We start from the raw sequence: 25806 nt of genomic DNA on the forward strand, positions 1-25806 counted from the left end.
ATGGCCTACAGCGATAAAGTAATTGACCACTATGAACACCCCCGCAATGTCGGTCGCATGGACGACAAAGCGGACAACGTGGGCACCGGCATGGTCGGCGCGCCGGCCTGTGGCGACGTGATGCGTCTGCAGATCCAGGTGAACGACGCCGGCATCATTGAAGACGCCAAGTTCAAAACCTATGGTTGCGGGTCCGCCATCGCCTCCAGCTCCCTGCTCACCGAGTGGGTGAAGGGCAAGACCCTGGACGAAGCGGTGCAGATCAAGAACACCCAGATCGCCGAAGAGCTGGCGCTGCCGCCGGTGAAAATCCACTGTTCCGTGCTGGCGGAAGACGCCATCAAGGCGGCGGTGCGCAATATCCGCGAGAAACGCGGCGAGACGGTGGAAGAAGCCGCGGGTTAAGCCCGGGTTTTCTGCGTTAACCTGGCGGTAAGGAGTAGCAGAGCATATGGCCATTACCATGACCGAAGCGGCCCAGGCACATGTTGCCAAACAGCTGGCCAGTCGCGGCAAGGGCATCGGCATCCGTGTCGGTGTAAAAACCGCCGGCTGCTCCGGTATGGCATATGTACTGGAGTTTGTAGATCAGGCCGAGGCGGAAGACGAAGTGTTTGAAGCCGGCGGCGTAAAACTGGTGGTCGACCCGAAAAGCCTCGCCTACCTCGACGGGACCGAACTGGATTTCGTCAAGGAAGGGTTGAACGAAGGCTTCGCCTTCAAGAACCCGAACGTCAAGAACGAGTGCGGCTGCGGCGAAAGCTTTCACGTTTAACGGAAAACTTTCTGGCAGCAGAAGGCCGGATGCCAGGGCGCATACCGGCCTTTTTGCTATAGAACCTTCGGCAAACTGAAATGAAACTTTCTTTATGAAGCTGCAGCAGAACCATTTCGAAATTTTCGGCCTGCCGCAGACCTATGAGGTGGACCGCCAGGTGTTGACCAAGCGCTACCGGGAGCTGCAGCAGGAGTTCCACCCGGACCGCTTCGCGGCGAAATCCGAGCGCGAGCAGATGTTGTCCATGCAGTATGCGGCGCAGATCAACGAGGCCAACAATACCCTCAAAGACCCGGTGGCGCGCGCGCAATACCTGCTGCAGCTGGCCGGTATCGAGATCCATCCCGAGCAGACCACCGCCGACGGCGAATTCCTGATGCAGCAGATGATCCTGCGCGAGCGCTTGGAAGACGTGCGCGATGCCGGCGACCCGGAAGCGGAGCTGGAAGAGTTAGGCAGTGATGCCGACGAGCTCTTCCGTGCACAGGAGCAGGCTTTTTCCGCGAGCCTGGGAAATCAGGCACTGGATGCGGCCAGCGCCGCGCTGCTGAAAATGCAGTTTCTCGCCAAGTTGCGCCGGCAGATCGACGCGCTTGAAGAAGAACTACTGGACTGAACGTATATAAGTTGTTGAAAGCACTATGGCACTACTGCAGATTTCCGAACCCGGCCAGACCCCCGAACCCCACCAGCGCAAGCGCGCGGTAGGTATCGACCTCGGCACCACCAACTCTCTGGTGGCCACGGTGCGCAGTGGGACGGCGGAAGCTCTGCCGGCAGAAGACGGGCGCGTGATACTGCCCTCTGCCGTTCGCTACCTCGAAGACGGCGTGGAAGTTGGCTACGGCGCGCGCGCCGCCGCCGGCGGCGACCCCTACAACACCCTGATTTCCATCAAGCGCTTTATGGGGCGCGGCCTCGCCGATATCAAACATTTCGGCGAGCAGCTGCCCTACAATTTCGCCGCGGACACGGCGGGTATGCCGTCCATTGAGACTGTGGCCGGTGCGGTGAACCCGGTGCAGGTGTCCGCGGAAATTCTCAAGGTGCTCGCCCAGCGTGGTGCCGAATCCCTCGGCGGCCCGCTCGATGGCGCGGTGATCACCGTGCCTGCGTATTTTGATGAGGCTCAGCGCCAGGCCACCAAAGACGCCGCGAAACTGGCTGGCCTCAAGGTGCTACGCCTGCTGAACGAGCCCACCGCCGCGGCCGTGGCCTACGGCCTCGACAAGGCCGAAGAGGGCGGCGACGTGGCAGACAAGACCATCGCGGTGTACGACCTTGGCGGCGGCACGTTTGATATTTCCATCCTGCGTCTGTCCAAAGGCGTGTTTGAAGTGCTCGCCACCGGTGGTGACAGTGCTCTTGGTGGCGACGACTTCGACCGCGCGGTGGCGGAGTGGATAGCGGTGGAGGCCGGCCTCGGCACCGACCTCGATGCCGCCACCCAGCGCAAACTGTTGGACATTGCCTGTGCGGCCAAGGAAGCCCTTGCCGCGGAAACTTCGGTGCCAATGGCCTACGACCACTGGTCCGGCGCACTGACCCGCGACGGGTTGGCCGAATTGATCGACCCGCTGATCGGCAAAACCCTGCGCGCCTGCAAGCGCGCGCTGCGGGATGCGGGCCTCGATACCGCCGATGTGGAAGAAGTGGTGCTGGTAGGCGGGTCCACAAGAACCCTGCGGGTGCGGGAAAAAGTACAGGAGTTTTTCGGTCGCGAGCCCCACGCGGACATCGATCCGGATCAGGTGGTTGCCATTGGTGCCGCGATCCAGGCGGATGTGCTGGTGGGCAACAAATCCCGCGAGGACCTGCTGTTGCTGGATGTGATCCCGCTGTCCCTGGGTATCGAGACCATGGGTGGACTCACGGAGAAGCTGATCCACCGCAACACCACCATTCCGGTGGCCAAGGCCCAGGAGTTCACCACCTTCAAGGACGGCCAGACTGCTATGGCCATCCACGTGGTGCAGGGCGAGCGCGAACTGGTGAAAGACTGTCGCTCACTGGCGCGCTTCGAACTGCGCGGTATTCCGCCCATGGTGGCGGGTGCGGCGCATATCCGCGTGACCTTTCAGGTGGATGCGGACGGCCTGCTGGCGGTCAGTGCCGTGGAGAAAAGCAGTGGTGTGGCCGCGGAAATCACCGTCAAGCCGTCCTACGGTCTTGAGGATTCCGATATTACCCGCATGTTGCAGGACTCTTACGCCAACGCCGAGGAAGACATCGCCGCGCGCGCCCTGCGCGAGGCTCAGGTCGAGGCGGAGCGCACCCTGGAAGCTATGTTGGTCGCCTTGCAGGAAGACGGTGCGGAACTGCTGGACGAGCGCGAACTCGGCGAGCTGGAGCGTGCCATGGAAGCGCTGCGCCTCGCGCACAACGGCGGCACGCCGGAGGAAATCCGCAACCGTATCGACGCGTTGAACACGCTGTCCGAGCCTTACGCCGCCCGCCGCATGGACAAGTCCATCAAGCGCGCCATGCAGGGCCACAGCCTGGATGAATTTGATAAGCCCTGAGGGCCATTTGATAAGCCCTGAGGGCAGTGACTGAGTGAGAGTTTGAGTTATGCCGAAGATCGTATTCCTGCCGCATCCAGAGCTGTGCCCGGAAGGCAAGGTCATTGAAGTGGAACCGGGCATCACCGTGTGCGACGCCGCGCTGCAGAATGGTGTGGAGATTGAGCACGCCTGCGAAAAGTCCTGCGCCTGTACCACCTGTCACGTGATTGTGCGCGAGGGTTTTGACTCCCTGGGTGAGCCGGACGAGCTGGAAGAAGACCTGCTGGACAAGGCCTGGGGCCTGGAGCCGGAGTCGCGCCTGTCCTGTCAGGCGGTGGTAGATAAGGAAGATCTGGTGGTCGAGATTCCCAAATACACCATCAACCAGGTTTCCGAGCGCCATTAAGGGGGCACACCGATGAAGTGGACGGATATTCACGATATCGCCATCGAACTCGCGGACAACTATCCGGACGTGGACCCGCTTGCGGTCAACTTCGTCGACCTGCGTAAATGGGTGATGGAGCTGCCGGATTTTGACGACGATCCCAACCGCTGTGGCGAGAAGATCCTGGAGGCCATTCAGGCGGCCTGGATCGAGGAAAACAAATAAGCCTCATTTTGCGCGCCGCCTCTTGTAGGAGCCTGCTTGCGAGTTCGCCTGCAAGGCAGGCTCCTACAGGTCGCTCAGCGGCCAAATCAAACAGTACAAACTTCACCCCACTACGCGTATAATCCGCCCTCCGCGAACCGGGATTGGTTAAATAATCGTCAGTTCGCCGTGAGAGAGAATTCAGGGAAGAGCAACTCCGGTTGCTCTTTTCGTATCTGTTGAAAACGTAATTATCTATAAACCTGAAATTGGAGAAAAACATGGCCCTGGAACGCACCCTGTCCATTATCAAGCCGGACGCCGTAGCCAAGAACGTCATCGGTGAAATCGAGAGCCGCTTTGAGAAAGCCGGTCTGCGCATTGTTGCCATGAAGATGGTTCAGCTGTCCCGCGAGAAGGCCGAAGGCTTCTACGCCGAGCACAAAGAGCGTCCTTTCTTCAAGGATCTGGTGGATTTCATGACTTCCGGCCCGGTTGTTGTACAGGTTCTGGAAGGCGAGAACGCGGTGAAAGCCAACCGCGACCTGATGGGCGCCACCAACCCGAAAGAAGCCGAAGCCGGCACCATCCGCGCTGACTTTGCCGAGAGCATCGACGCCAACGCGGTACACGGTTCCGACTCCACCACTTCCGCCGAGCGCGAAGTGAGCTACTTCTTCTCTGCAGAAGAAATCTGCGCGCGTTAATTGCTGATTTCCGGCAATTAACCCTGTAGGAGCCTGCCTTGCAGGCGAATAGTCCGGAGCTCCGAACCGTTCGCCGGCAAGGCCGGCTCCTACAGGCGTACCCAAATTACGCACCGGATCCGGTGCAAGGTGAATCCATGAGCGACGTACAGACAGTGCAAGCTTCTACCGAAAGCGCCGAACGAACCGAAAAAGTAAACCTGTTGGGCCTGTCCGTAGATAAGCTCGCTGCGTTCTTTGATGGTCTCGGTGAAAAGCGCTTCCGCGCGGTACAGGTGCTGAAATGGATTCACCAGAACGGCGCCGACGATTTCGAACAGATGACGAATGTCAGCAAGGCGCTGCGCGCAAAGCTGGCGGAAGTGGCCGAGATCCGCGCCCCCAAAGTCCTGAAGCAGATGGACTCCGCCGACGGCACGCGCAAATGGCTGATCGAAGTGACCGGCGGCAATGTGATCGAGACCGTATTCATTCCCGACGGTGAGCGCGGCACCCTGTGCGTGTCCTCCCAGGTGGGTTGTTCCCTCGACTGCAGCTTCTGCGCCACCGGCAAGCAGGGCTTCAACCGCGACCTGACGGCGGCCGAGATCATCGGCCAGGTGTGGATCGCGTGTAAATCCTTCGGGCAGTTGCAGCCGCCCGTGAAGAAGCAAGAGCGCCCGCGCAAGGTGACCAACGTGGTGATGATGGGCATGGGTGAACCCCTGCTCAACTTCGACAATGTGGTCGACGCGATGAACCTGATGATGGAAGACAACGCCTACGGCATTTCCAAGCGCAGAGTTACGTTGAGCACCTCCGGTGTGGTGCCGGCACTGGACCGCCTGGCGGAAGTGACCGATGTCAGCCTGGCCATCTCCCTGCACGCGCCCAACGATGAGCTGCGCAACGAGCTGGTGCCGATCAACAAGAAATACCCCATCGCCATGCTGCTCGACAGCGCCAAGCGCTATATCGAGAGCATGCCCGACAATCATCGCAAGATGACCATCGAGTACACCATGATCCGGGACGTGAACGACCGCCCCGAGCACGCCGAACAACTGGGCGAGCTGCTGCGTGATGTGCCGGTAAAGATAAATCTGATACCCTTCAATCCGTTCGAGCTGTCCGACTATCAACGGGTCAGCAATAACGCTTTGCGACGTTTTCAACAGATTTTGTTGGACAAAGGCTATACCGTAACCGTGCGTACCACCCGGGGCGACGACATCGCCGCGGCCTGTGGCCAGCTGGCCGGCCAGGTGAATGACCGCACCCGTCGCTCGGAGCGCTACCGCAACGCGGAGCGCCCGGTGCGGATCGTCGGGCAGGCCTGATATTTGCATTGCCGGAAATCGGCGTGCGCCCGTGGTAAACGCACCCGATAACGACAAGGTGAAGCTCGTGTTTGCAAGAATTTCCAGCCCGGCAGTATTGGCCGGACTCCTCCTCAGCCTGTTGCTGGGCGGCTGTGTCAGCTCTGGCCCCGGCAAGTCCGTGGATCTCGACAAGGCGCGGGAGACCCATATCCAGTTGGGGCTGCGCTATCTGCAGAGCGGCAGTGAAAACCGGGAACTGGCCCGCCATCACTTCCAGAAAGCGCTCGAACTGGGCCGGAAAGATCCGCAGGCGCACCATGGCCTGGCGCTGCTGTATCAGGCCGACAAGGAAAATGCCGTGGCGGAGTCCCATTTCAAGAAGGCGCTGCGCTACGACAGCAAGTTTTCCATGGCACGGGTGAACTACGGCGCCTTTCTGTACCAGCAGGAGCGCTACCGCGATGCCAAAGCGCAGTTTCAGGTCGCCTCCGAAGATCTCACCTACAATCGCCGCTCCTATGCGCTCGCCAACCTCGGCCGCGCCGAGTTGCGGTTGGGAGAGAGTGACGCCGCCGAGGCGGCCTTCATGAAGGCGCTTTCTCTCAGCCCCAATATGTCTTTGGCGCAACTGGAGCTGGCGGAGCTCAAGTTTGCGAAGGGCGATTACGCACAGGCAAAGCAGTATCTCGACCGCTACAGCGACAAGAATCGTCAGGTGCCGCAGTCCCTATGGTTGGGGATTCGCATCGAGAAAATTTTTGGCAATCGGGACAAGGAAAGGAGTTACGCCCTGGCGCTGAAAAACCTCTTTCCCTATTCAGCGGAAACGCTGAAGTACCAGCAGATGATGGCCGAAAATGAGCAGCAGTAACCAGATCTCAGACCCGCAGGAAACAACCTCCACCGATACGCCCGCGATCACTGTGGGTATTATGCTCCGGGAGGCGCGCGACAAGGCCGGGTTCACCCGCGACGAACTCGCCCGCCGCCTGTGCATGACCCCGGACAAACTGGAGGCCCTTGAACAGGACGCCTTCGAGCGTTTTGCCGGCACCACCTATGTGCGCGGCTATATCCGCAACCTGTGCAAAGAGCTGGGGCTCGATGCCACCGTGGTGATGGAGGCGTTTGCCCGGCAGATGCCGGTGGAGGTCGCCGCGGAGCCTGCGCGCGCACCGGTGGGTGCGGTGTTATCCAGCCGCCGGGAAAGGCGCCGCGGTTCCTTGTCAGCTCCGCTCATACTGGTACTTGCACTGGCTGCAGGTGGTGGTTTCTGGTGGTTCGATCAGCAGGCGGGGGACGGAAGCCAACTGGTGCGTGTGGATGGCGCCCAGGATCGTGATGACAGCGAGCTGTTGGCGACCGCGTCGAGCTACAGTGCGGAAGTCGATATCAGCGAAGAGGCTGCCGAGGTGGCGTTCCCCTCGGTTCAGTCTGTCGAAACGTCCGAAGCATTGACTGACATAAACGAAGAGCGCGCCGCCGCGCCGGAAGTCGATGACGGGGCGCCCGAGACCGATGCTGAGTTCGCAGATGTTGTTCCGCCAGATGTGGAAAACTCTGCCGCTGAAGCGCTGCACCCTGTTGCGGAGCGCTCGGCGGAGGTACCCTCCGGGGTAGCGCCGGTTGCCGCGGCTGAAACTGTGGAGGCTCCGTCAGAAGCCGGCACTGCGCCGCGTCTGGTGATTTCCTTTCAGGGGGAGTCCTGGCTGGAAGTGACCGATGCAACTGGCTACAAAATGATCGCCAAGTTGCAGCCTGCGGGCTCTACTGTGGAACTGAATGGCCGGGCTCCGTTCAGTGTGATGCTGGGTAATGCCGCAGCGGCCACCATCACCTTTGACGGTCAGGTGGTCGACAGTGCGCCCATCGGCAATCGCCGCACCCGCAAACTCAGCGTGGGTGGCTGATCTGCTTCTCGAGCTGCGCCCTGTAGGAGCCTGCCTGCAGGCGAATAGGACAGAGCGCAGTTCCATTCGCCTGCAGGCAGGCTCCTACAGGGCGTGATTCGGGCATTGGATTTCAGCCGCACGCTGTAGGTTTGCGCCCAATCTCTCTATAATCCTCCCCGTTTTTTACCATTGCTCCCACCCGCTCAATAGCCAACGCAGGTTCTGTTATGCAGTTCGAGTCACCCATAGTTCGCCGCGTGTCACGCCAGATCATGGTGGGCAATGTGCCGGTCGGTGGCGGTGCGCCCATTTCCGTGCAGAGCATGACCAATACCGAAACCTGCGATGTGGCCGCCACCGTGGAGCAGATCCAGCGGCTGGAGAAGGCCGGTGCGGATATCGTGCGGGTTTCCGTGCCTTCCATGGAGGCCGCGGAGGCTTTCGGCGAGATCAAGAAGCAGGTGAATGTACCGCTGGTGGCGGATATCCACTTCGACTACCGCATTGCGCTGCGTGTGGCCGATCTCGGCGTAGACTGCCTGCGCATCAACCCCGGCAATATCGGCCGCGAGCACCGCATCCGCGCGGTGGTGGACAAGGCGCGGGACCTGAATATTCCGATCCGCATCGGCGTTAACGCCGGTTCCCTGGAAAAGGATCTGCAGAAGAAATACGGCGAGCCCACCCCGGATGCGCTGGTGGAATCCGCCCTGCGTCATGTGGACATCCTCGACAGCCTGGATTTCCAGAACTTCAAAGTGAGCGTGAAGGCGTCCGACATCTTCATGGCCACCGCCGCCTACCGCAAGCTGGCGGCCCAGATCGATCAGCCCCTGCACCTCGGCATCACCGAAGCCGGTGGCCTGCGTGCGGGCACGGTGAAGTCCGCCATCGGCCTCGGCGCGCTGCTGCTGGACGGCATCGGCGATACCCTGCGGGTGTCCCTGGCGGCGGACCCGGTGGAAGAGGTGAAGGTGGGCTGGGATCTGCTGAAGAGCCTGCGCCTGCGCACCAAGGGCATCAACTTTATTGCCTGCCCCAGCTGCTCGCGCCAGAACTTCGACGTGGTGAAAACCATGAACGAGCTGGAGACCCGTCTGGAAGACATCACCACCCCGCTGGATGTGGCGGTGATCGGTTGTATCGTCAATGGCCCGGGCGAAGCGAAAGAGGCGGACATTGGTCTCGCCGGCGGTACCCCGAGCCACGCGATCTATGTCGATGGCCAGCCGGACCGCAAATTCAAGAACGACAACCTGGTGGATGACCTGGAAAAACTGATCCGCGAAAAGGCCGCGGCCAAGGCGGCGCAGGAAGCGAGCATCATCGCCCGGGAAACCACCGAGTAATTCAGAAATCCCGTCATCCCGGACCTGATCCGGGATCCAGCTCCGGAACTGGATACCGGCCTGCGCCGGTATGACGAATAGGCAGAATTTTAAGATACACCGTCATCCCGGACTTGATCCGGGATCCAGCCTCGGAACTGGATATCGGCCTGCGTCGGTATGACGATAAGGCAGAATTTTAAGATACACCGTCATCCCGGACTTGATCCGGGATCCAGCCTCGGAACTGGATACCGGTCTGCGCCGGTATGACGCTTGCAAAATGTTAAGGACTTCCGTTGAAAGAACTTCGCGCCATCCGCGGCATGAACGACCTGCAGCCCACCCAATCGCCGGTGTGGCAGTACGTGGAAAGTACCCTAAGCGAGCTCTTCGCCCGCTACGGCTACAGCGAGATCCGCACCCCGATCCTGGAAGCGACCCAGCTGTTCGCCCGCGCCGTGGGTGAGGGTACCGACATCGTCGAGAAGGAGATGTACACCTTCGACGACAAGGGCGGCGACAGCGTCACCCTGCGCCCGGAAGGTACCGCCGGCACCGTACGTGCGGCAATTCAGAACGGCCTGCTGAATCAGCCCCAGCGCCTGTGGTATTTCGGTCCTATGTTCCGCTACGAGCGCCCGCAGAAGGGCCGTCTGCGCCAGTTCCACCAGTTCGGGGTGGAAGTATTCGGCATCGAGGGCCCGGATATCGACGCCGAGATCCTGATGATGACCGCGCGCCTGTGGAAGCAGCTGGGTGTGGCAGAGCATGTCACCCTGCAACTCAACTCCCTGGGCAGCAGCGAGAGCCGCGCCGCGTTCCGCGACGCGCTGGTGGAATACCTGTCGGCACGCAAGAACCAGCTGGACGAAGACAGCCAGCGCCGCCTCGACAAGAACCCGCTGCGAATTCTCGACAGCAAGAACCCGGACACCCAGGCACTGTTGGAAGACGCACCCTGCCTGCTGGACTACCTCGACGACGAGTCCCGCGCGCACTTTGACCAGCTGCGCACCTTCCTCGACGCCGCCGGTGTGGCCTACGAAGTGAACCCCCGTCTGGTGCGCGGTCTCGATTACTACGGCAAAACCGTATTCGAGTGGGTGACCGACAGCCTCGGCGCCCAGGGCACTGTGTGTGCCGGTGGCCGCTACGACGGTCTTGTAGAGCAGATGGGCGGCAAATCCACTCCTGCCGTGGGCTTCGGCCTCGGCGTTGAGCGGCTGGTGCTGTTGCTGGAAACCCTGGAAGTGCTCCCGGATACCCTGGACCAGCAGATAGACGCCTATCTGGTGGCCGTAGGTGATGTACAATCCGCAGCCCTGGCGGCGGCGGAGACGCTGCGCACCGAACTGCCGTGGCTGCGCCTGCAGACGCACTGCGGCGGCGGCAGCTTCAAGAGCCAGATGAAAAAGGCCGACAAGAGCAATGCGGAATACGCATTGATTATCGGCGAAGACGAAGCGGCGGCGGGGCAGGTGACGGTCAAATCCCTGCGTGCAGATGCCGAGCAGCAAACCGTGGCGCTGGCCGACCTGCCGAAAATTCTGCAGGCCTGAGTCAAAGTTTCTCCCTGATCAAGACGTTAAAAAATAAGGCAATAACAATGGCTGACCATTTGACCGAAGAAGAACAGATTGAATCGCTCAAACGTTGGTGGAAAGAAAACGGCACTGGCATCGTCACCGGTGTGGTGCTGGCACTGGCGGCCTACTTTGGTTGGCAGTGGTGGCAGGGCAAACAGCGCGCGGAAGCGGAAGCAGCCTCCAACGTCTATCAGGGCTTTGTCGAGGCGGTGAGCGCCAACGAAGGCCAGCCGGACAACAAACAGCTGACCACCGCCCAATCCCTGGCGCGCGAGCTGAAAGACAACTTCGCCAACCGCATTTACGCGAGCCAGGCGGCACTGCAACTGGCAGCACTGGCGGTGGAGAAAAACGACCTTGAAGAAGCGACCAAGCAACTGCAGTGGGCTCTGGATAACACTAGCGAAGACGCGCTGAAGTTCGTTGCCAAACGCCGCCTGGCAGCGGTGAAGGCCGCCCGCGGTGAAACCGGCGAGGCGCTGAAACTGCTGGAAGGCGATGTGCCCGCGGCATTCGCTGCACTATTCGCGGAAACCCGCGGGGATATCCTGGTGCAGCAGGGCGATAACGACGCCGCCCGCGCCGCCTACCAGCAGGCCCGCGCGCAACTGCTGCCGGAGCAGGCCGCCGGTTCCCGTTTGCTCGACCTGAAAATCGAGAGCCTGGGTGGCGCAGAAGAGCAGACCGATGAAACTCAGGAAGAGCCGCCGGTGTCAGAGTCTGACTCAGACTCTCAGTCAGACAATGCAACCGAAGCAGCAACGGAGAAGGATGCACAATGATCGGCACACACAAGGCGCTTAACCGGATAATCGCCGTGGCCCTGGCCGCGGTGCTCGGAGCCTGTGCTTCCAACGAGGAAAAGGAAGACACAGACCCCGTAGAACTGACAGAAATTCAGGAGAGCGTCCGGCTGCGTGAAGTGTGGTCGAACAATATCGGCGATATCGACGCGCTGCGCTATGCGATGCTGAAACCCGGCATCATCGACGGCAAGGTGATCGCCGCCAACAGCGAAGGCGATGTCTATGCCTTCGACCGCACCAGCGGCAAACGCGTATGGCGCACAAACATTGAACAGTCCATCAGTGGCGGTGTCGGTGTCGGCCTCGGCATGGCCGTGGTGGCGGATTACCGCGGCCGCGTGGTGGCACTGGATTTGAACGACGGCAGCCAGCGCTGGTCCACCCAGTTGAGCGGCGAAGTGGTTTCCACGCCCGCGGTTGGCGCCGGCATGGTGGTGGTGCAGACCGTCGACGGCAAGCTGCTGGGGCTGGATGCCAGCACCGGCGAGCAGCGCTGGCGGCACAACACGGTGTTGCCGGTACTGACCCTGCGCGGCACGGCCAGCCCGGTAATTTCCGCCGGTGTAGTCTTTGCCGGCCTGGATAACGGCAAGTTGATTGCGCTCAGCGCCAGCGACGGTATCAGTCGCTGGGAGCAGCGCGTGGCCATACCCCAGGGTTCCGCGGAACTTGAGCGGGTAGTGGATATCGACGGCGCCCCGCTGGTGCGCGGTGAACTGGTGTTTGCCGCCAGCTATCAGGGCCGCGTGGTGGCACTGTCCCGCGAAGACGGCCGCGGCCTGTGGGCGCGCGATGCCTCAACCAACCACAGTGTGACCGTAGGTGCCGGCCAGGTATTCCTGAGCGGCGCCGACGGCAGCGTGCACGCCTACAATGTGGGTAATGGGCAGATCCAGTGGAGCAACAACGAACTGTTGCGTCGCGAGTTGAGTGGCCCGGCCTATTTTGGTGATGTGGTGGTAGTTGGCGACCTGGACGGTTATCTCCACGCACTGGATCCGAATACCGGCCGCTTTGTGGGCCGCACCCGGATCGACCGCGACCCGGTGCGCATTCCGCTGCTGGCGGATGGTGACCTGCTATTCGCACTGTCGGACGACGGCGAACTGGTCGCGCTGCGCCTGGAGCGCTGATCTGGATTAGTACATGGGCTTCTGTAGGAGCCTGCTTGCAGGCGAACGGTTCAACGCTCTGTTCTGTTCGCCTGCAAGCAGGCTCCTACAAAAGCGAACCAAGACCGCCCGCGTTCTCGCGGGCGTTCGTATTTCTGGCAAAACCATTTTTGCTTTACGTAGACCCGAATTATGTTGCCTGTAATCGCCCTGGTCGGGCGCCCCAATGTGGGCAAATCCACCCTGTTCAACCGCCTTACCAAAACCCGCGACGCGCTGGTTGCGAACTATGCGGGCCTCACCCGCGACCGCAAATACGGCGAAGCGGAATTTGAAGGCCGCAAAATGATTCTCGTCGATACCGGTGGTATCAGCGGCGGGGAAGAGGGCATCGACGCCGCCATGGCCCAGCAATCCATGCAGGCCATCGAAGAGGCGGACTTTGTCCTGTTCATGGTGGACTGCCGCGCCGGCCTCACCCCTGCGGATGAAATGATCGCCGAGCGCCTGCGCGTGCGGTCCAAGCCCACCATCCTCGTCGCCAACAAGGTGGACGGGGTAAACCCGGATATCGCGTTGTCGCCGTTCTATGAACTCGGCATCGGCGAACTCTTCCCCACCACCGCCACCCATGGCCGCGGTGTGCGTGCGCTGATGGAGCGCCTGATCGAGGGCCTGCCGACACCGGAGGAAGAGGAGGAGAAGGAAGAAGCCAAGGGCATCAAGATCGGCATCGTCGGCCGTCCCAACGTGGGCAAGTCCACCCTGGTGAACCGCCTGCTGGGTGAAGACCGCGTGGTGGTCTTCGATCAGCCCGGCACCACACGTGACAGCGTGTACATCAACTACACTCGCGACGATAAGCCCTATACCATCATCGATACCGCCGGCATTCGCCGCCGCAAGAACGTCAAGGAATCGGTGGAGAAATTCTCCATCGTCAAAACCCTGCAGGCGGTGGAAGACTCTAACGTGGTGGTGCTGGTGATCGATGCCAGCGAAGGCCTTGTCGACCAAGACCTGCACCTGATGGGCAGCGTGATCCAGGCCGGCCGCGCGCTGGTGGTGGCGCTGAACAAATGGGACGGTCTCGACCCGGACCATCGCGACTTCATCAAGACCGAACTGGAGCGCCGCCTGCGCTTTGTGGACTTTGCGGATATCCACTTTATCTCCGCTCTGCATGGCACTGGCGTCGGCAACCTGTACCAGTCCATCGAGGCCGCCTACCAGTCCGCCACCGACAAGCTCTCCACCAATCACCTCACGCGGATTCTGCAATGGGCTGTAAGTGAGCACCAACCGCCGCTGGTGAACGGCAACCGCATCAAACTGCGCTATGCCCACGCCGGCGGCAAGAACCCGCCGATTATCGTGATCCATGGCAACCAGACCGACGAAGTGCCGGGCCACTATGTGCGCTACCTGGAAAAGACCTTCCGCCAGGCGCTGGGATTACACGGGACCCCGGTGAAGATCGAATTCCGCACCGGCAAAAACCCCTACGAGGGCAAAAAGAACAAACTCAGCGACCGCCAGAAAGCCAAGAAGCGCCGCCTGATGAAGTTCGTGAAAAAGAAAAAATAAGTACAGGGATTCACACGGGGCGGCGCAATACCCGTGAAGTAAAGGCGTTGAATTACGCACAGGACTAAACTTGCCAGGAAAATATCCTGTAGGAGCCTGCCTGCAGGCGAACCCCCACCGGATGCGGAGCTGGAGCTCCGCACTCCCGTCGAGCCCAATGTAGGAGCCTGCCTTGCAGGCGAACACCCACAGAAAATGGAGTTCCCGTGCTGAATCTCAATAATCCCAACCTCCTGCGCAAACAGTCCTACATCAATGGCGAGTGGCGCGATGCCGACAGCGGCAATACCCTCGACGTCATCAACCCCGCCACTGGCGAAATCGTCGCCACCATTGCCAGCTGCGGCGCCGATGACACCCGCCGCGCCATCGAAGCCGCCGACAAAGCCTGGCCCGCCTGGCGCGATCGCACGGTAAAGGAACGCGCGAAAATCCTGAGGGACTGGTACAACCTCATCGTCGACAATGTCGACGACCTGGCAAAAATCCTCACCGCCGAGCAGGGCAAGCCCCTCTCCGAAGCCAGAACCGAAATCATCTACGGCGCCAACTATCTCGAATGGTTTGCCGAAGAGGCCAAGCGTGCCTACGGCGATGTGATCGCGCCGCCGTCGAAAGACAAGCGCATCGTGGTCATCAAGCAGCCGGTGGGCGTCACCGCCTCCATCACGCCGTGGAATTTCCCCAGTGCCATGATCGCGCGCAAGCTTGCCCCGGCACTCGCCGCCGGTTGCACCTTCGTCGCCAAACCCGCCTCCGAAACCCCTCTCTCCGCCCTCGCCCTCGCGGTACTGGCGGAGCAGGCCGGCGTTCCCAAAGGCGTGTTCAACGTGGTGGTGGGCAAAAGCTCGCGGGAAATCGGCAAGGAAATGACCAGCAACCCGCTGGTGCGCAAATTCACCTTCACCGGCTCCACTGCCGTGGGCAAGCAGCTGCAGGCCCAGTGTGCGGAAACCATGAAAAAAACGTCGATGGAGCTCGGCGGCAACGCGCCATTTATCGTGTTCGACGATGCAGATATCGACGAAGCCGTCAAAGGCGCGATCATCTGCAAATACCGCAACGCCGGCCAGACCTGCGTCTGCGCCAACCGCATTTTTGTGCAGGCGGGTGTGTACGAAGTATTCGCCAAAAAATTCACTGCCGCGGTACAAGCGTTGAACGTCGGCAACGGCTTTGACGAGGGCACCGACGTCGGCCCCATGATCAACCCCGGCGCGGTGGAAGACGTAAAAGAACTGGTGGAAGACGCTTTGAGCAAAGGTGCGAAAGCCCTGAGCGAGGGCGGCCCCAGCGGCCTGGGTGAGTGCTTCTTTACCCCCACGGTGTTGGCAGATGCCAACGACACCATGCGCCTGTTTAAGGAAGAAATTTTTGGCCCGGTGGCGCCGCTGTTCAAATTCGACAGCGAGGAAGAGGCCATCCGCATGGCCAACGACACCGAATTCGGCCTCGCCTCCTATTTCTACGCCCGCGATATCGGCCGTATCTGGCGCGTGGCGGAAGGGCTGGAGTACGGCATGGTGGGCATCAATGAAGGCATCATCTCCAACGAAATGGCCCCCTTCGGTGGTATCAAGGAATCCGGCAGCGGCCGCGAGGGTTCCAAATACGGCATCGACGACTATCTGGAAATCAAATACCTCTGCATGGGCGGAATCTGATCCACTTCGTCATGCCAGAGCGGCTCATACCTTCGTCATGCCAGAGCGGCTCATACCTTCGTCATGCCGGCGCAGGCCGGCATCCAGTAAACTGGCACTTAGCCATCCGTTAACCCCGCAACTGGATCCCGGGTCAAGCCCGGGATGACGGACCCGAATACATGACCATAATCCCCATCGCTACCACCAAGCAATCTCGTCATGCCGGCGCAGGCCGGCATCCAGTAAACTGGCACGCTGCCATCCGTAACCCCGCAACTGGACCCCGGGTCAAGCCCGGGATGACGGACCCGAATACATGACCATAGTCCCCATCGCCACCACCCATTCATGCTTCAAGGAAAAATTCGGTATCCCCCGCCAGCCCCTGTTGGCGGATGCCAGCCGCGCATCCATCGAATTGCTGCCACCGTTCAACGACCCGGAAGCGGTTTCCGGCCTTGAGCAACACAGCCACCTCTGGCTCACCTGGCACTTCCATGACGTCGCCGGCCAGTGGTCTCCCAAAGTGCGTCCGCCGCGCCTCGGCGGCAACAAAAAACTCGGTGTCTTCGCCACCCGCTCGCCATTTCGCCCTAACAATATCGGCCTGTCCGTAGTGCGTCTCATCGAAGTGCGCACGACACCCAACGTAGAGCTGATCGTCGCCGGTGCGGACCTGCTCGACGGCACACCGATTCTCGATATCAAACCCTATATTCCCTACGCAGATGCCGTAGCCGATGCCCACAGCGAACTCGCCGAAGCCGCACCGCCACCCATTGCGGTAAATATTCCCGACGAAATTCTCGCAATCGCGCGAGACTACCGCGACGACTGGGGCACCGACCTGCCGGCACTGATTCATCAGGTACTGGCCCAGGACCCCAAACCCGCCTACCAGCAGCCAGACCCGGAGCGGATCTACGGCATGGCGCTGTGTGGGTACAACCTGCAATGGTGCTATGTAAACGGGGAGATCGAAGTGCTTGGTTTGAATGCGCTGAACCCGGAGACTCAACCGTGAAATGGCGTCGCGGATTTTGGTCGCTGGTCAAATTCGTGCTGTTCGCGGCGGCCATCGTCAGCGTCGTATCCTGGTACCACAGCCGCAACATGCCGAAAGGAGCTGCCCCAGAGCTGGTCGCAACGGATATTCAGGGGCAAGCGGTAAACCTGCAGGCCATGACCGAAGACGGCCCGGTATTGATCTACTTTTGGGCCACCTGGTGCGGTTACTGCCGGGTGGTTTCCCCGGCGGTTTCAGATCTTGCAGACCAGCACCAGGTCATCACCATCGCCCTGCAATCGGGCAGCGCTGACGAAGTGGCCGCTTACCAGCTAAAACACCAGCTGGAATTCCGCACCATCAACGACCCGCAGGGTGCACTTAGTGCAAGCTGGGGGCTGCAGGTGACACCCACCATCGCCATCATCGACCGCGAGGGCAGGGTAAGCGCCGTAACCTCCGGCATGACATCCAAGTGGGGCCTCAAAGCCCGTTTGTGGCTCGCGGACTAAAGCCATAAAACCCTCGTCATACCCGCGAACAAGTCATGCCGGACTCGATCCGGTACGGTATCCAGTCGCTCCGCTCTCCGTCATACCGGCGCACACGTCATGCCGGACTCGATCCGGTACGGTATCCAGTCGTTCCGCTCTCCGTCATACCGGCGAAGGCCGGTATCCAGCCCCCTCCGGACCTGCTCGCTTTGTATTCATCAGATCAAACTGAGGAGCGTCTTCATCAATCAACCTGGAACCACCGTACCCCAACTATTTTTGCCAGCGTTTTAACGCATTTGTTAATCTTCGGCGAACGCCGGAAATACCGGCTCCAAATCAGTGGAACAACCCCGTACGCAGAAGGAATTTGCCATGGGACAACTACCAGCCGCCCAAACATCCAACGCCCTTCAAGCCTGGGGCAAACGCGACTCCGGCCGAGCTGTCTTCGCCAACGGCAGCCAGCGCCAGATACTCGACAACTTCCGCCAGCTCAGCACCCAGCAGAGCAGTGCCGGCTACCATGCCCAGGCCCTGATCAAAGCCGTCGACAGCCTCCGCGGCGCCGCCAGCCCCGTCAACAGCATGCTCAAACCCAATCACCCCACCCGCCGTTTACTGGTGGCCGGGGGATTTGAGATTGAGTACGAGCTGAACAGTTACTACGGGGATTGCCAGACGGACGTGGAGATAGTTGATATCCGGCTGTTGGGTAAAGATACAACGGAAGAGTTGCGACCAGCGCTGTGGCAGATCAAGCACAAAGGGGACTGGCTCCGAAGTGAAGACCCACAGCCCAGACTAACTGCAACCGAAACCCAGGCCGGCAGCAGCGCCGAAACCGCGCTCAAGGTGGGGATCAATGGACAGTGTGAGAACCTTCGTCACTCCCTAAGAGTTGTGGGCGAACATATCAGCCGCGGCGATAGTAAGAAACTCGAGGATTTGAAGAAAAGCGGCTACCAACTGGTGTATGTACCGCCGGAGAACAGCGCCTGGGCGGTGGGCTGGCGCACCCTGAAGTCCCTGGGCGACAGCGGTAGCGAGCAGCAGAAACTGGCGGCGCGCGTTGTGGCGGCGCATATGTACGAAGCTCACCAGCAGGGGCTGCATGTACAGTGGACCAGCCAGGGCGAGGGCTCCTGGGTGCTGATAGAAGCCATGCGGCACTTGAAGCAGCAAAACATCGACCTGGAGCGGCGGCAGAAGATCTTCCTGAGCGACCACACCCGCAGCCAGTTTGAAGCGGACCGCTGTCGCCGCGCCCTAAAAATGGATATCAGCGATGAAAAATGGCTCAGCTCCTCTGAAGGCCTACCGCAGGAAATTGGAGGTCGCAACCTCGGCCTTGCTCCACTGCTGAGTGAAGGCAACGAGCTGATTCACCATACACCGCGGGGCGAACGGTTGGGCAAAACGGTCAAAATCTGCTGGGAACTCGGTGACTATCTGATGAAAAAGTGGGGGGTAGCCGGAACAGCCGCTGGGCTCGCCGTTGCAACCGGAGGTAACGCCGCACTGGCATTGGCGGTAGTGAAAGCTCTGCACAAGACGACCCCGATGATCGTATCCTCGCTTCCCGGCGCCAGAGATCGCTATTTCAAAAGTACCGGCGACCAGCTGCAGCAAATGATCAACAATCGCAACAAGCGTTGACACAGCCGCGATACGGGATTTCACCATGTTTTTTGCCAATGAAAAGAGCCCCAAGGGGCCCAGCTGGTGCAAGGCGCGCAGGATTGAAAAAGACCTGTCCGGCACCAAGATCAGTTTTGTCGCGCCACCCTTTCGCCCTCCGATATACGGGGAGGGGCGTATGGAGCATCAAGCAGACAGCTTCGATCTGGACAACCCCGAAGTCTGGACTACTTGCGAACGGGAAGGCCGGGATGGCACCAAGCGTATCAGTCACGAGGTGGACATCTGGACCAGCGGCTGGAACTTTACCGGCCGCCCGTTGCTCGACGGTGAAAGCGTTGGTGACTTGAGGATGCAACTCGAATTGCTGGAAACTCGGGACCTGCCGGTAAACAATAGTCTGTTCCAACGTCACGAGCTGGCTCGACTTGCCCAAGACTATTGCGCGAACGACGAATTGGGAACCTACCACAAGGGGCACGCCGAAGACCGCAACCCCTTCGATCTTACCCGATACCAGTGGCCTGACTTTCTTTCTCCAATCAACAGTCAGTGGCTGGACCGCAACGGCGGTGAATGGCTTTATTTTGAAGCTCAACCCTTGTGCCAGCATTCAGATAGATTCTGCTGGCTGCACCCCATCGACCACCAGCGCTGCCTGCGCGTACATTTTTTGGCAACGCGAAACTTGCGCAATTCCGGCAATCCCTACCGCGAGCAGCGGTCACCGCTGGACAACTACCGCCAGCTGATGGAGAAAATCATGGACTCCATGACGGTGGAACTTTCCGAAGCCGCCAGCATCGAGAAGTCCAATATCCACAACACCGATGGTGACTACCCCCTGCCCCATTGCACCGAACAGCTGGTAGACGAAGCCAGACACACCCTCTATATGTGGAGCGCCAAAGGTTATCGGGAAAAAGGCAAAGACCCCAAAGGCGACCACCGCGCCCCCAAGGAAGACGTAGCTGCCTTTATCGACGAGCGGATCAAGCCCAGGCCACTGCCGGGCTGCCTGGCGATTGGTCCCGCGTTTATTGAAAATGACGACTTCGGAGAGCGAGGGTCAAAAGCCGCTGTTGAAATAGCCACTCCTCTCGCGTGGGCAGGAAACCAGCACTGATTGTCGAACTGGAGCTCAGGGCTCCTGATATCAGTGCCGAGTTTTGGTCGGGTCCAAATCGTCACTCAGTACATCGTCGTACACCGGTTGCCCCGGAATCTTGTGACCCTCACTGGCCCACTCCCCAAGATCAATCAGCTTGCAGCGCTCACTGCAGAATGGGCGGTGTGGATACTTCTCGCTCCACTCAATGGGCTTCTTGCAGGTCGGGCAGGCGAGGGTTGGGGTATCGGAAGAAGAGTGGTCAGACATGGGAATTACAACAATCAGGATTGGGAAGCCCGCTGCACGTACTTCGCGTGAAGTGCATCCACCTGGGCATTCAGGGACTCGAGCGAGCCGCTATTATCCAGAATATCGTCCGCCTTTGCACATCGTGCCTCCCGTGAAAGCTGCGCCGCCATGATCTTGCGGATCTGCTCCAGGGTATTGGCATCCCGTGCACTGGCCCGCGCCAGCTGCATCGCCTCTGGCAGGTCTACCACACAGATCCGCTGCACCAGTTCAGACTGGCCGGACTCAATCAGCAGCGGGGATTCCAGGATTGCGTAGGGTGCGGAGTGCGTTTGCGCACTGGCCGCCAGAGACGTGACAATTTCCTCGCGGATCAGCGGGTGCGTCAGCTGCTCCAGCCAACGCCGCTCGGTGGGATCATCGAACACCAGCTTGCGCAGTACCGCCCGGTCGAGCGTGCCATCCGCCTGAATCACTGACGGCCCGAAATGTTCTTCAATGGCAGCCAGCGCCGGCCGCCCGGGCTCGACCACCACCCGCGCCGCCTGATCCGCATCCACCACATTCACCCCGTGGTGCCGAAAGCGCGCCGCGGCGGTGGACTTGCCGCTGCCAATGCCGCCAGTGAGGCCAACGGTAAACCTGGGCGTACTAATCTTCTGTCACCTGCTTTTTAAGGGGCTGAGAGGGGGATGGTTTGTAAGTAATCGCGCCTTGACGCTATCCCAATCCGAGCCAGGATTGTTGTCTACTTCGTATGCGGCCAGCCGTGCCTCCAGATCTGTTCTCAGGGACGATACCAGTTCCGTTTCCCTCTGTTCCGGCACTGCACTGTCCTGAGTTTTATGCCGCATTGAGCTCAAGCCTTTGAACCCTGTTCAACTGAACATGCTTTCTTGCTTGCCATAAGTCATAGGCATCCTGCATCGCCAACCAGCTTTCCGGGCTGCGTCCGAGGGCCTTGGAGAGCCGTAGCGCCATTTCTGGGCTTACACCACTTTGGCCTTTTAGCACCCGATTCAGCGTTGAGGCCGCCACATCAAGCTTTACGGCTAAAAAGCGACAGCTGATGCCGAAGGGCTCCATATAGGTAAATTGGATGAACTCGCCGGGGTGGGGAGGGTTGTGCATGGTCATCAGTGATAATCCTCATAGTTCAGGATATAGACATTGCCATCACGAAACTCAAAGGTCAGTCGCCAATTACCATTTACGGTGATTGACCAAATACCTTTTCTTTGTCCTTTTTTTTAATGGATGTAGCCGATAGCCGGGAATGTTCAAATCGTCAATGCTTACAGCGGTATCCAGCGCCACCAGTTGCATCCGAAGTTTTGGGGCGTGCTTGGCTTGAATACCAGATTTCACGCCACTCCGATAAAAGCGCTCTATACCTTTATGCTTGAATGACTTGATCATGTGAACGATTGTAGCGTAGTGCGCAACACGCAGCAATGCCGTCAGCCACTCAGCCCGGATATACGGAAATACCACCCCACAATCTGCTCCCCCCACAGCATGGCAATCCACGCTGCGCCGGCCAGATAGGGCCCGAAGGCGATAGGCAGATTCTTGTCGCGCCCGGAGATTAGCGTCCAGGTAATGCCCACCAGCGCGCCCACGGCCGCAGAGAGTGGAATCACCAGCAGCACCGACTGCCAGCCAAACCAGGCACCGATGGCCGCGAGAATCTTGAAATCCCCCGCGCCCATACCCTCCTTGCCAGTCACCAGCTTGAACAGATGAAACACCGCCCAGAGGGACAGGTAACCGACAATGGCCCCGATCACCGCATCCTGCAGAGGAACAAACACACCCCAGATATTGATCAGCAGCCCCGCCCACAGCAGTGGCAGGGTGATATTGTCTGGCAACAGCTGCTTGTCGAAATCAATCCCCGTCAATGCCACCAGTGCCCAGGTGAAAAACACCCCCGCCAGCGCCTGCCAGGTAAAGCCCAGTTGCCATACAACAATGGCCGTCAGAATACCGGTCACCAGCTCCACCAGCGGGTAGCGCTTGGAAATTGCGGTACCGCAGTGGCCGCATTTGCCGCGCAGCCACAGGTAACTGAGAATGGGGATATTTTCCCACGGTTTGATCACTGTCTTGCACTTGGGGCAGTGGGAGTGGGGCAACACGAGATTGTAGATTTCGGAAAGTTGCTTTTGCTCCTCGGCGGAGGGCGACTTTTCAAAATAGCTGTAGAAATCCCGCTGGTATTCCCGCTCCATCATGATGGGGAGGCGGTGGATGACGACATTGAGGAAGCTGCCGATGAGCAGGCCTAAAATAAAAGCGCTGCTAATGAGCAGCGCTGTGTGGGATGTAAAATATTCGAGCATGTTGTTCTTTTAAATCACGTTGCCCAAGTTAAAGATTGGTAGATACATGGCAACTAACAAGCCGCCAACCAGTACCCCAAGTATCGTCATGATCATGGGCTCAAGCATAGTAGTAAGGTTGTCCACCAAATTGTCTACCGCCTCTTCATAGAAGTCAGCGGCCTTACCCAGCATTTCGTCCAATGCGCCGGACTCTTCACCGATCGCGGTCATCTGCACCAGCATATTGGGATACAACCCCGAATGATTCATCGCCGTGTTTAGTGGAATACCTGTGGCTACTGAGTCGCGGATTTTCAATGTGGCTTCTTCATACACGACATTACCGGTAGCACCAGCTACTGACTTCAATGCATCAATGAGTGGAACACCGGCCGCAAATGTAGTGGCGAGTGTGCGAGCATAGCGCGCAGCAATGGAGTTGTAGGTGATCAATCCCAGTACTGGGATCTTGAGCATCATTTTGTCAAAAAACTGGCTGACATTTTTGTTGCGCTTTTTGATCTCCAGTGTTCCCCCGATACTCACCGTCAACCCGAAAAAGGCAAGCAGCCAATACTCTTGCATCCATTCGGAAAGGCCCAGAACAAATAGAGTGAATGCGGGTAGATCTGCGCCAAATCCGGCAAACGTTTGTGCAAATTGAGGTACGACTTTAATCAGCAGGATGGCCGTAACAATGACGGCAACCAACACTACCGCGATAGGGTAGGTCATGGCCTTTTTGATTTTTTTCTTCAGGGATTCAGTTTTTTCTTTGTAGGTAGCGATCCGATCCAGCATGGTTTCCAGCGCACCGGATTGTTCCCCGGACGAAACCAAGTTGCAAAAGAGATCATCGAATTGCAGCGGGTGCTTGCGCAGAGAGTCCGCAAATGATGTGCCGGAAGCAACGTCATCCCGTATTTTCATCACCAGCTCTTTCACCCCTGCATTGTCAGAGCCGTCTGCAACAATTTCAAAACTCTGCACCAACGGCACACCGGCTTTCATCATGGTGGCCAGCTGGCGGGTAAATAGTGCGATATCGCCGGGTTTGATTTTTTTTGAGCCGGAAAACAGTGATTTGGGTTTTTTCTGCACACGATTGGCAATAATTCCCTGGCGTCGCAGTTGCGCCTTGATCAGAGCCGGGTTAGAAGCAGTGATTTCCCCTTCGACCTTATTGCCCTTGGCATCCACACCTTTATATATGTAGGCAACTGCAGCGGCGGCTTTGGCCATGGTTTGATTCCCAATTTTTTAATCAATTCTTCAGGCTCGGTGCCTGTAGACTTATTTAGTCTTTGGTTACCCGGTTGGCTTCTTCCAGGCTGGTAACCCCCATAACGACCTTGCGCAATGCGGAAATGCGCAGGTTGTTGAAGCCTTCTTTTTTCGCCTGGTCGGCAATCTGAATGGAATTACCGCCCTCCATTATAATGCGCGAAATTCCATCGGTAATGCGAACTACTTCATACACACCCACGCGCCCCTTGTAGCCCTTGGAGCAGTGCTCACAACCCACCGGCTGGTAGATCTGCCATTCGGATTTGGGGATGGTAACCGTATCGAAGCCTTCTGCCTTCAAAACCTCTTCAGGCAAATCTGCAGGCTTCTTGCACTCCCCGCACAATCGTCGCGCCAGGCGCTGCGCAATAATCACGCTCACCGAAGTGGCAATGTTGAAGGTGGGAACTCCCATATTCATTAATCGGGTCAGCGTTTCTGGGGCCGAGTTGGTGTGCAGGGTAGAGAGTACCAAGTGCCCGGTTTGCGCTGCCTTGATGGCGATCTCCGCCGTTTCCAGATCTCGGATCTCCCCCACCATTACGATATCCGGGTCTTGCCGCAGGAAAGAGCGCAGCGCCTCGGCAAAATTCAGCCCCACCTTGTTGGAGACGTTGACCTGGTTGACCCCCTCGAGGTTGATCTCCACCGGGTCTTCCGCGGTGGAGATATTGCGCTCCGCAGTGTTGAGGATATTCAGACCAGTGTAGAGTGACACGGTTTTACCGGAACCCGTAGGCCCGGTAACCAGAATCATCCCCTGAGGTTGTGCGAGCGCATCCATATAGATCTTTTTCTGGAATTCCTCGTAACCCAATGCGTCAATGCCCAGCTTGGCAGAGGAAGGGTCCAGAATCCTCAACACGATCTTTTCTCCCCACAAGGTGGGCAGGCTGTTTACGCGGAAGTCTATGGCCTTGGTCTTGGACAGCTTCATCTTAATACGGCCATCCTGAGGTACACGTCGTTCGGAAATATCCATTTTCGACATGACCTTTAGACGCGCGGAGATACGGGTGGCGAGCTGGATGGGCGGGCGGGCGACCTCGTGCAGAATCCCGTCGGTGCGCAGCCGCACCCGGTAGAGCTTTTCGTAAGGTTCGAAGTGAATATCCGAGGCGCCGGTGCGAATCGCATCCAGCAACACCTTGTTTACAAATCGGACTACGGGTGCTTCGTCGCCGCCTGGCTCACTTTCGTCATCGCGGTGGGGCTCGCCAGACTCCACGTCTAGGCCGTCGAGACTGTCATCATCCAGACCTTGCAGGCCACCACCGACATCACTGTTATTCAGGTAGTTTTCAATGGCCTTGGCCAGCTTGTCTGTTTCAACCAGCACCGCATCGGTATTGAGGCCTGTGTTGAAGTTGATCTCGTCCAGCCCCGCCAGATTGGTCGGGTCCGCCACAGCGACAAACAGCCGGTTGCCCCGCTTGTATAGAGGAAGGGCAAAATGCTTGGTGATCAGTTTTTCATCAACGATATCCTTGGGGAGCAAGTCGAAGTTATAGCTGGAGAGGTCGAACAGCGGCGAGCCAAATGCAGCGGAGGCAATATTGGCCAGCTCTCGGCTCTTGATCAGCTTTGCGTCCACCGCATGTTGGGCAAAACTGTGCCCCTCGCGCTTGGCCGCTTTGATGGCGGACTGGGCGGTGGCCTCATCCAGGGCTTTGTCGAGTACCAGCCGCTTGGCTAGGCCGCTCAGGGGAGTGCTGCTCATAGAACTTGTGATTACCGTGCGCCGGGAAGTTTTTACTTTTGTTTGAAGGTTGGGCGTAAGTATCTGGAAGCACAGGGAAAATTTGGTGCTGCCAGCTGGTAGGCCAATATAGCGAATATAGCCGCACCC

At 59.0% G+C, this 25806-nt stretch carries 28 protein-coding genes; 20 read left to right on the plus strand and 8 right to left on the minus strand.

Features of this window, described 5'->3' with window-relative positions; translation table 11 throughout:
- The 20 genes from iscU to FDY93_RS11370 all read left to right on the plus strand — a co-directional run bounded on the left by iscU (position 1) and on the right by FDY93_RS11370 (position 20109).
- Complete coding sequence (iscU, locus tag FDY93_RS11275; RefSeq protein ID WP_138235849.1) at positions 1-405, plus strand: Fe-S cluster assembly scaffold IscU; 405 nt, start codon at positions 1-3, stop codon at positions 403-405.
- 46 nt (positions 406-451) lie between these two features.
- Positions 452-775: an iron-sulfur cluster assembly protein IscA gene (gene iscA / locus FDY93_RS11280; protein WP_138235850.1), complete on the plus strand. Its 324-nt coding sequence runs from the start codon at positions 452-454 to the stop codon at positions 773-775.
- Between the two features lie 94 nt (positions 776-869).
- Positions 870-1394, plus strand: a complete 525-nt coding sequence (hscB, locus tag FDY93_RS11285) for a Fe-S protein assembly co-chaperone HscB (protein ID WP_246068553.1) — start codon at positions 870-872, stop codon at positions 1392-1394.
- Positions 1395-1419: 25 nt separating this feature from the next.
- Positions 1420-3300 (plus strand): Fe-S protein assembly chaperone HscA, encoded by a 1881-nt coding sequence (gene hscA / locus FDY93_RS11290; RefSeq protein ID WP_138235851.1) that lies wholly within the window; start codon positions 1420-1422, stop codon positions 3298-3300.
- Positions 3301-3349: 49 nt separating this feature from the next.
- Complete coding sequence (gene fdx, locus FDY93_RS11295) at positions 3350-3688, plus strand: ISC system 2Fe-2S type ferredoxin (RefSeq protein ID WP_138235852.1); 339 nt, start codon at positions 3350-3352, stop codon at positions 3686-3688.
- Between the two features lie 12 nt (positions 3689-3700).
- The gene (iscX, locus tag FDY93_RS11300) at positions 3701-3895 is read left to right on the plus strand and encodes a Fe-S cluster assembly protein IscX (protein ID WP_138235853.1); all 195 of its coding nucleotides are present in this window, start codon (positions 3701-3703) and stop codon (positions 3893-3895) included.
- A 260-nt stretch (positions 3896-4155) separates the two neighbouring features.
- The gene (gene ndk, locus FDY93_RS11305; protein ID WP_138235854.1) at positions 4156-4581 is read left to right on the plus strand and encodes a nucleoside-diphosphate kinase; all 426 of its coding nucleotides are present in this window, start codon (positions 4156-4158) and stop codon (positions 4579-4581) included.
- A 137-nt stretch (positions 4582-4718) separates the two neighbouring features.
- Entirely contained in the window at positions 4719-5900 is a 1182-nt protein-coding gene (gene rlmN / locus FDY93_RS11310) for a dual-specificity RNA methyltransferase RlmN (protein ID WP_138235855.1), read from the plus strand.
- Between the two features lie 31 nt (positions 5901-5931).
- Entirely contained in the window at positions 5932-6753 is an 822-nt protein-coding gene (gene pilW, locus FDY93_RS11315; protein WP_240914126.1) for a type IV pilus biogenesis/stability protein PilW, read from the plus strand.
- On the plus strand, positions 6740-7792 hold the full coding sequence (locus FDY93_RS11320) for a RodZ domain-containing protein (protein ID WP_138235856.1): 1053 nt from the start codon (positions 6740-6742) through the stop codon (positions 7790-7792). Before pilW ends, FDY93_RS11320 begins: the two co-directional genes overlap by 14 nt.
- A 209-nt stretch (positions 7793-8001) precedes the next feature.
- A complete protein-coding gene (gene ispG, locus FDY93_RS11325; RefSeq protein ID WP_138235857.1) occupies positions 8002-9123 on the plus strand; it encodes a flavodoxin-dependent (E)-4-hydroxy-3-methylbut-2-enyl-diphosphate synthase in 1122 nt (373 codons plus the stop codon).
- Positions 9124-9401: 278 nt separating this feature from the next.
- Positions 9402-10664, plus strand: a complete 1263-nt coding sequence (gene hisS / locus FDY93_RS11330; protein WP_138235858.1) for a histidine--tRNA ligase — start codon at positions 9402-9404, stop codon at positions 10662-10664.
- A 47-nt stretch (positions 10665-10711) separates the two neighbouring features.
- Entirely contained in the window at positions 10712-11473 is a 762-nt protein-coding gene (locus FDY93_RS11335) for a YfgM family protein (protein ID WP_138235859.1), read from the plus strand.
- On the plus strand, positions 11470-12630 hold the full coding sequence (gene bamB, locus FDY93_RS11340; protein WP_138235860.1) for an outer membrane protein assembly factor BamB: 1161 nt from the start codon (positions 11470-11472) through the stop codon (positions 12628-12630). The genes FDY93_RS11335 and bamB overlap by 4 nt, the downstream gene beginning before the upstream one ends.
- 171 nt (positions 12631-12801) lie before the next feature.
- A complete protein-coding gene (gene der / locus FDY93_RS11345) occupies positions 12802-14196 on the plus strand; it encodes a ribosome biogenesis GTPase Der (RefSeq protein WP_138235861.1) in 1395 nt (464 codons plus the stop codon).
- A 206-nt stretch (positions 14197-14402) separates the two neighbouring features.
- Positions 14403-15860, plus strand: coding sequence for an NAD-dependent succinate-semialdehyde dehydrogenase (locus tag FDY93_RS11350; RefSeq protein ID WP_138235862.1), 1458 nt, complete (start codon positions 14403-14405; stop codon positions 15858-15860).
- A gap of 298 nt (positions 15861-16158) precedes the next feature.
- Positions 16159-16866, plus strand: coding sequence for a tRNA (N6-threonylcarbamoyladenosine(37)-N6)-methyltransferase TrmO (tsaA, locus tag FDY93_RS11355; RefSeq protein WP_138235863.1), 708 nt, complete (start codon positions 16159-16161; stop codon positions 16864-16866).
- Positions 16863-17360 carry a protein disulfide oxidoreductase gene (locus FDY93_RS11360; RefSeq protein ID WP_138235864.1) on the plus strand — a complete coding sequence of 166 codons (498 nt, stop codon included), beginning with the start codon at positions 16863-16865 and terminating at the stop codon, positions 17358-17360. The genes tsaA and FDY93_RS11360 overlap by 4 nt, the downstream gene beginning before the upstream one ends.
- A 357-nt stretch (positions 17361-17717) precedes the next feature.
- Positions 17718-19001, plus strand: coding sequence for a hypothetical protein (locus FDY93_RS11365; RefSeq protein WP_138235865.1), 1284 nt, complete (start codon positions 17718-17720; stop codon positions 18999-19001).
- A gap of 25 nt (positions 19002-19026) precedes the next feature.
- The gene (locus FDY93_RS11370; RefSeq protein ID WP_138235866.1) at positions 19027-20109 is read left to right on the plus strand and encodes a protein kinase family protein; all 1083 of its coding nucleotides are present in this window, start codon (positions 19027-19029) and stop codon (positions 20107-20109) included.
- A 30-nt stretch (positions 20110-20139) separates the two neighbouring features.
- Here the strand turns inward: FDY93_RS11370 and yacG are convergent, their stop codons facing one another.
- The 8 genes from yacG to pilB form a co-directional block, all read right to left on the minus strand.
- Positions 20140-20361, minus strand: a complete 222-nt coding sequence (yacG, locus tag FDY93_RS11375) for a DNA gyrase inhibitor YacG (RefSeq protein ID WP_138235867.1) — start codon at positions 20359-20361, stop codon at positions 20140-20142.
- A 14-nt stretch (positions 20362-20375) separates the two neighbouring features.
- On the minus strand, positions 20376-20999 hold the full coding sequence (coaE, locus tag FDY93_RS11380; protein ID WP_138235868.1) for a dephospho-CoA kinase: 624 nt from the start codon (positions 20997-20999) through the stop codon (positions 20376-20378).
- A gap of 187 nt (positions 21000-21186) precedes the next feature.
- Positions 21187-21480 carry a HigA family addiction module antitoxin gene (locus tag FDY93_RS11385; RefSeq protein ID WP_138235869.1) on the minus strand — a complete coding sequence of 98 codons (294 nt, stop codon included), beginning with the start codon at positions 21478-21480 and terminating at the stop codon, positions 21187-21189.
- Entirely contained in the window at positions 21480-21572 is a 93-nt protein-coding gene (locus tag FDY93_RS19885) for a type II toxin-antitoxin system RelE/ParE family toxin (RefSeq protein WP_342776613.1), read from the minus strand. Before FDY93_RS19885 ends, FDY93_RS11385 begins: the two co-directional genes overlap by 1 nt.
- Entirely contained in the window at positions 21547-21762 is a 216-nt protein-coding gene (locus FDY93_RS11390) for a type II toxin-antitoxin system RelE/ParE family toxin (RefSeq protein ID WP_246068554.1), read from the minus strand. Before FDY93_RS11390 ends, FDY93_RS19885 begins: the two co-directional genes overlap by 26 nt.
- A 41-nt stretch (positions 21763-21803) precedes the next feature.
- Positions 21804-22688 carry a prepilin peptidase gene (locus FDY93_RS11395; RefSeq protein ID WP_138235870.1) on the minus strand — a complete coding sequence of 295 codons (885 nt, stop codon included), beginning with the start codon at positions 22686-22688 and terminating at the stop codon, positions 21804-21806.
- A 9-nt stretch (positions 22689-22697) separates the two neighbouring features.
- Positions 22698-23912 (minus strand): type II secretion system F family protein, encoded by a 1215-nt coding sequence (locus FDY93_RS11400; RefSeq protein ID WP_138235871.1) that lies wholly within the window; start codon positions 23910-23912, stop codon positions 22698-22700.
- A 55-nt stretch (positions 23913-23967) separates the two neighbouring features.
- Positions 23968-25677 carry a type IV-A pilus assembly ATPase PilB gene (pilB, locus tag FDY93_RS11405; RefSeq protein WP_138235872.1) on the minus strand — a complete coding sequence of 570 codons (1710 nt, stop codon included), beginning with the start codon at positions 25675-25677 and terminating at the stop codon, positions 23968-23970.
- Positions 25678-25806: the final 129 nt, after the last annotated feature.

Origin of the sequence: Microbulbifer harenosus (assembly GCF_005771435.1) — a bacterium.
Taxonomy (GTDB): domain Bacteria; phylum Pseudomonadota; class Gammaproteobacteria; order Pseudomonadales; family Cellvibrionaceae; genus Microbulbifer; species Microbulbifer harenosus.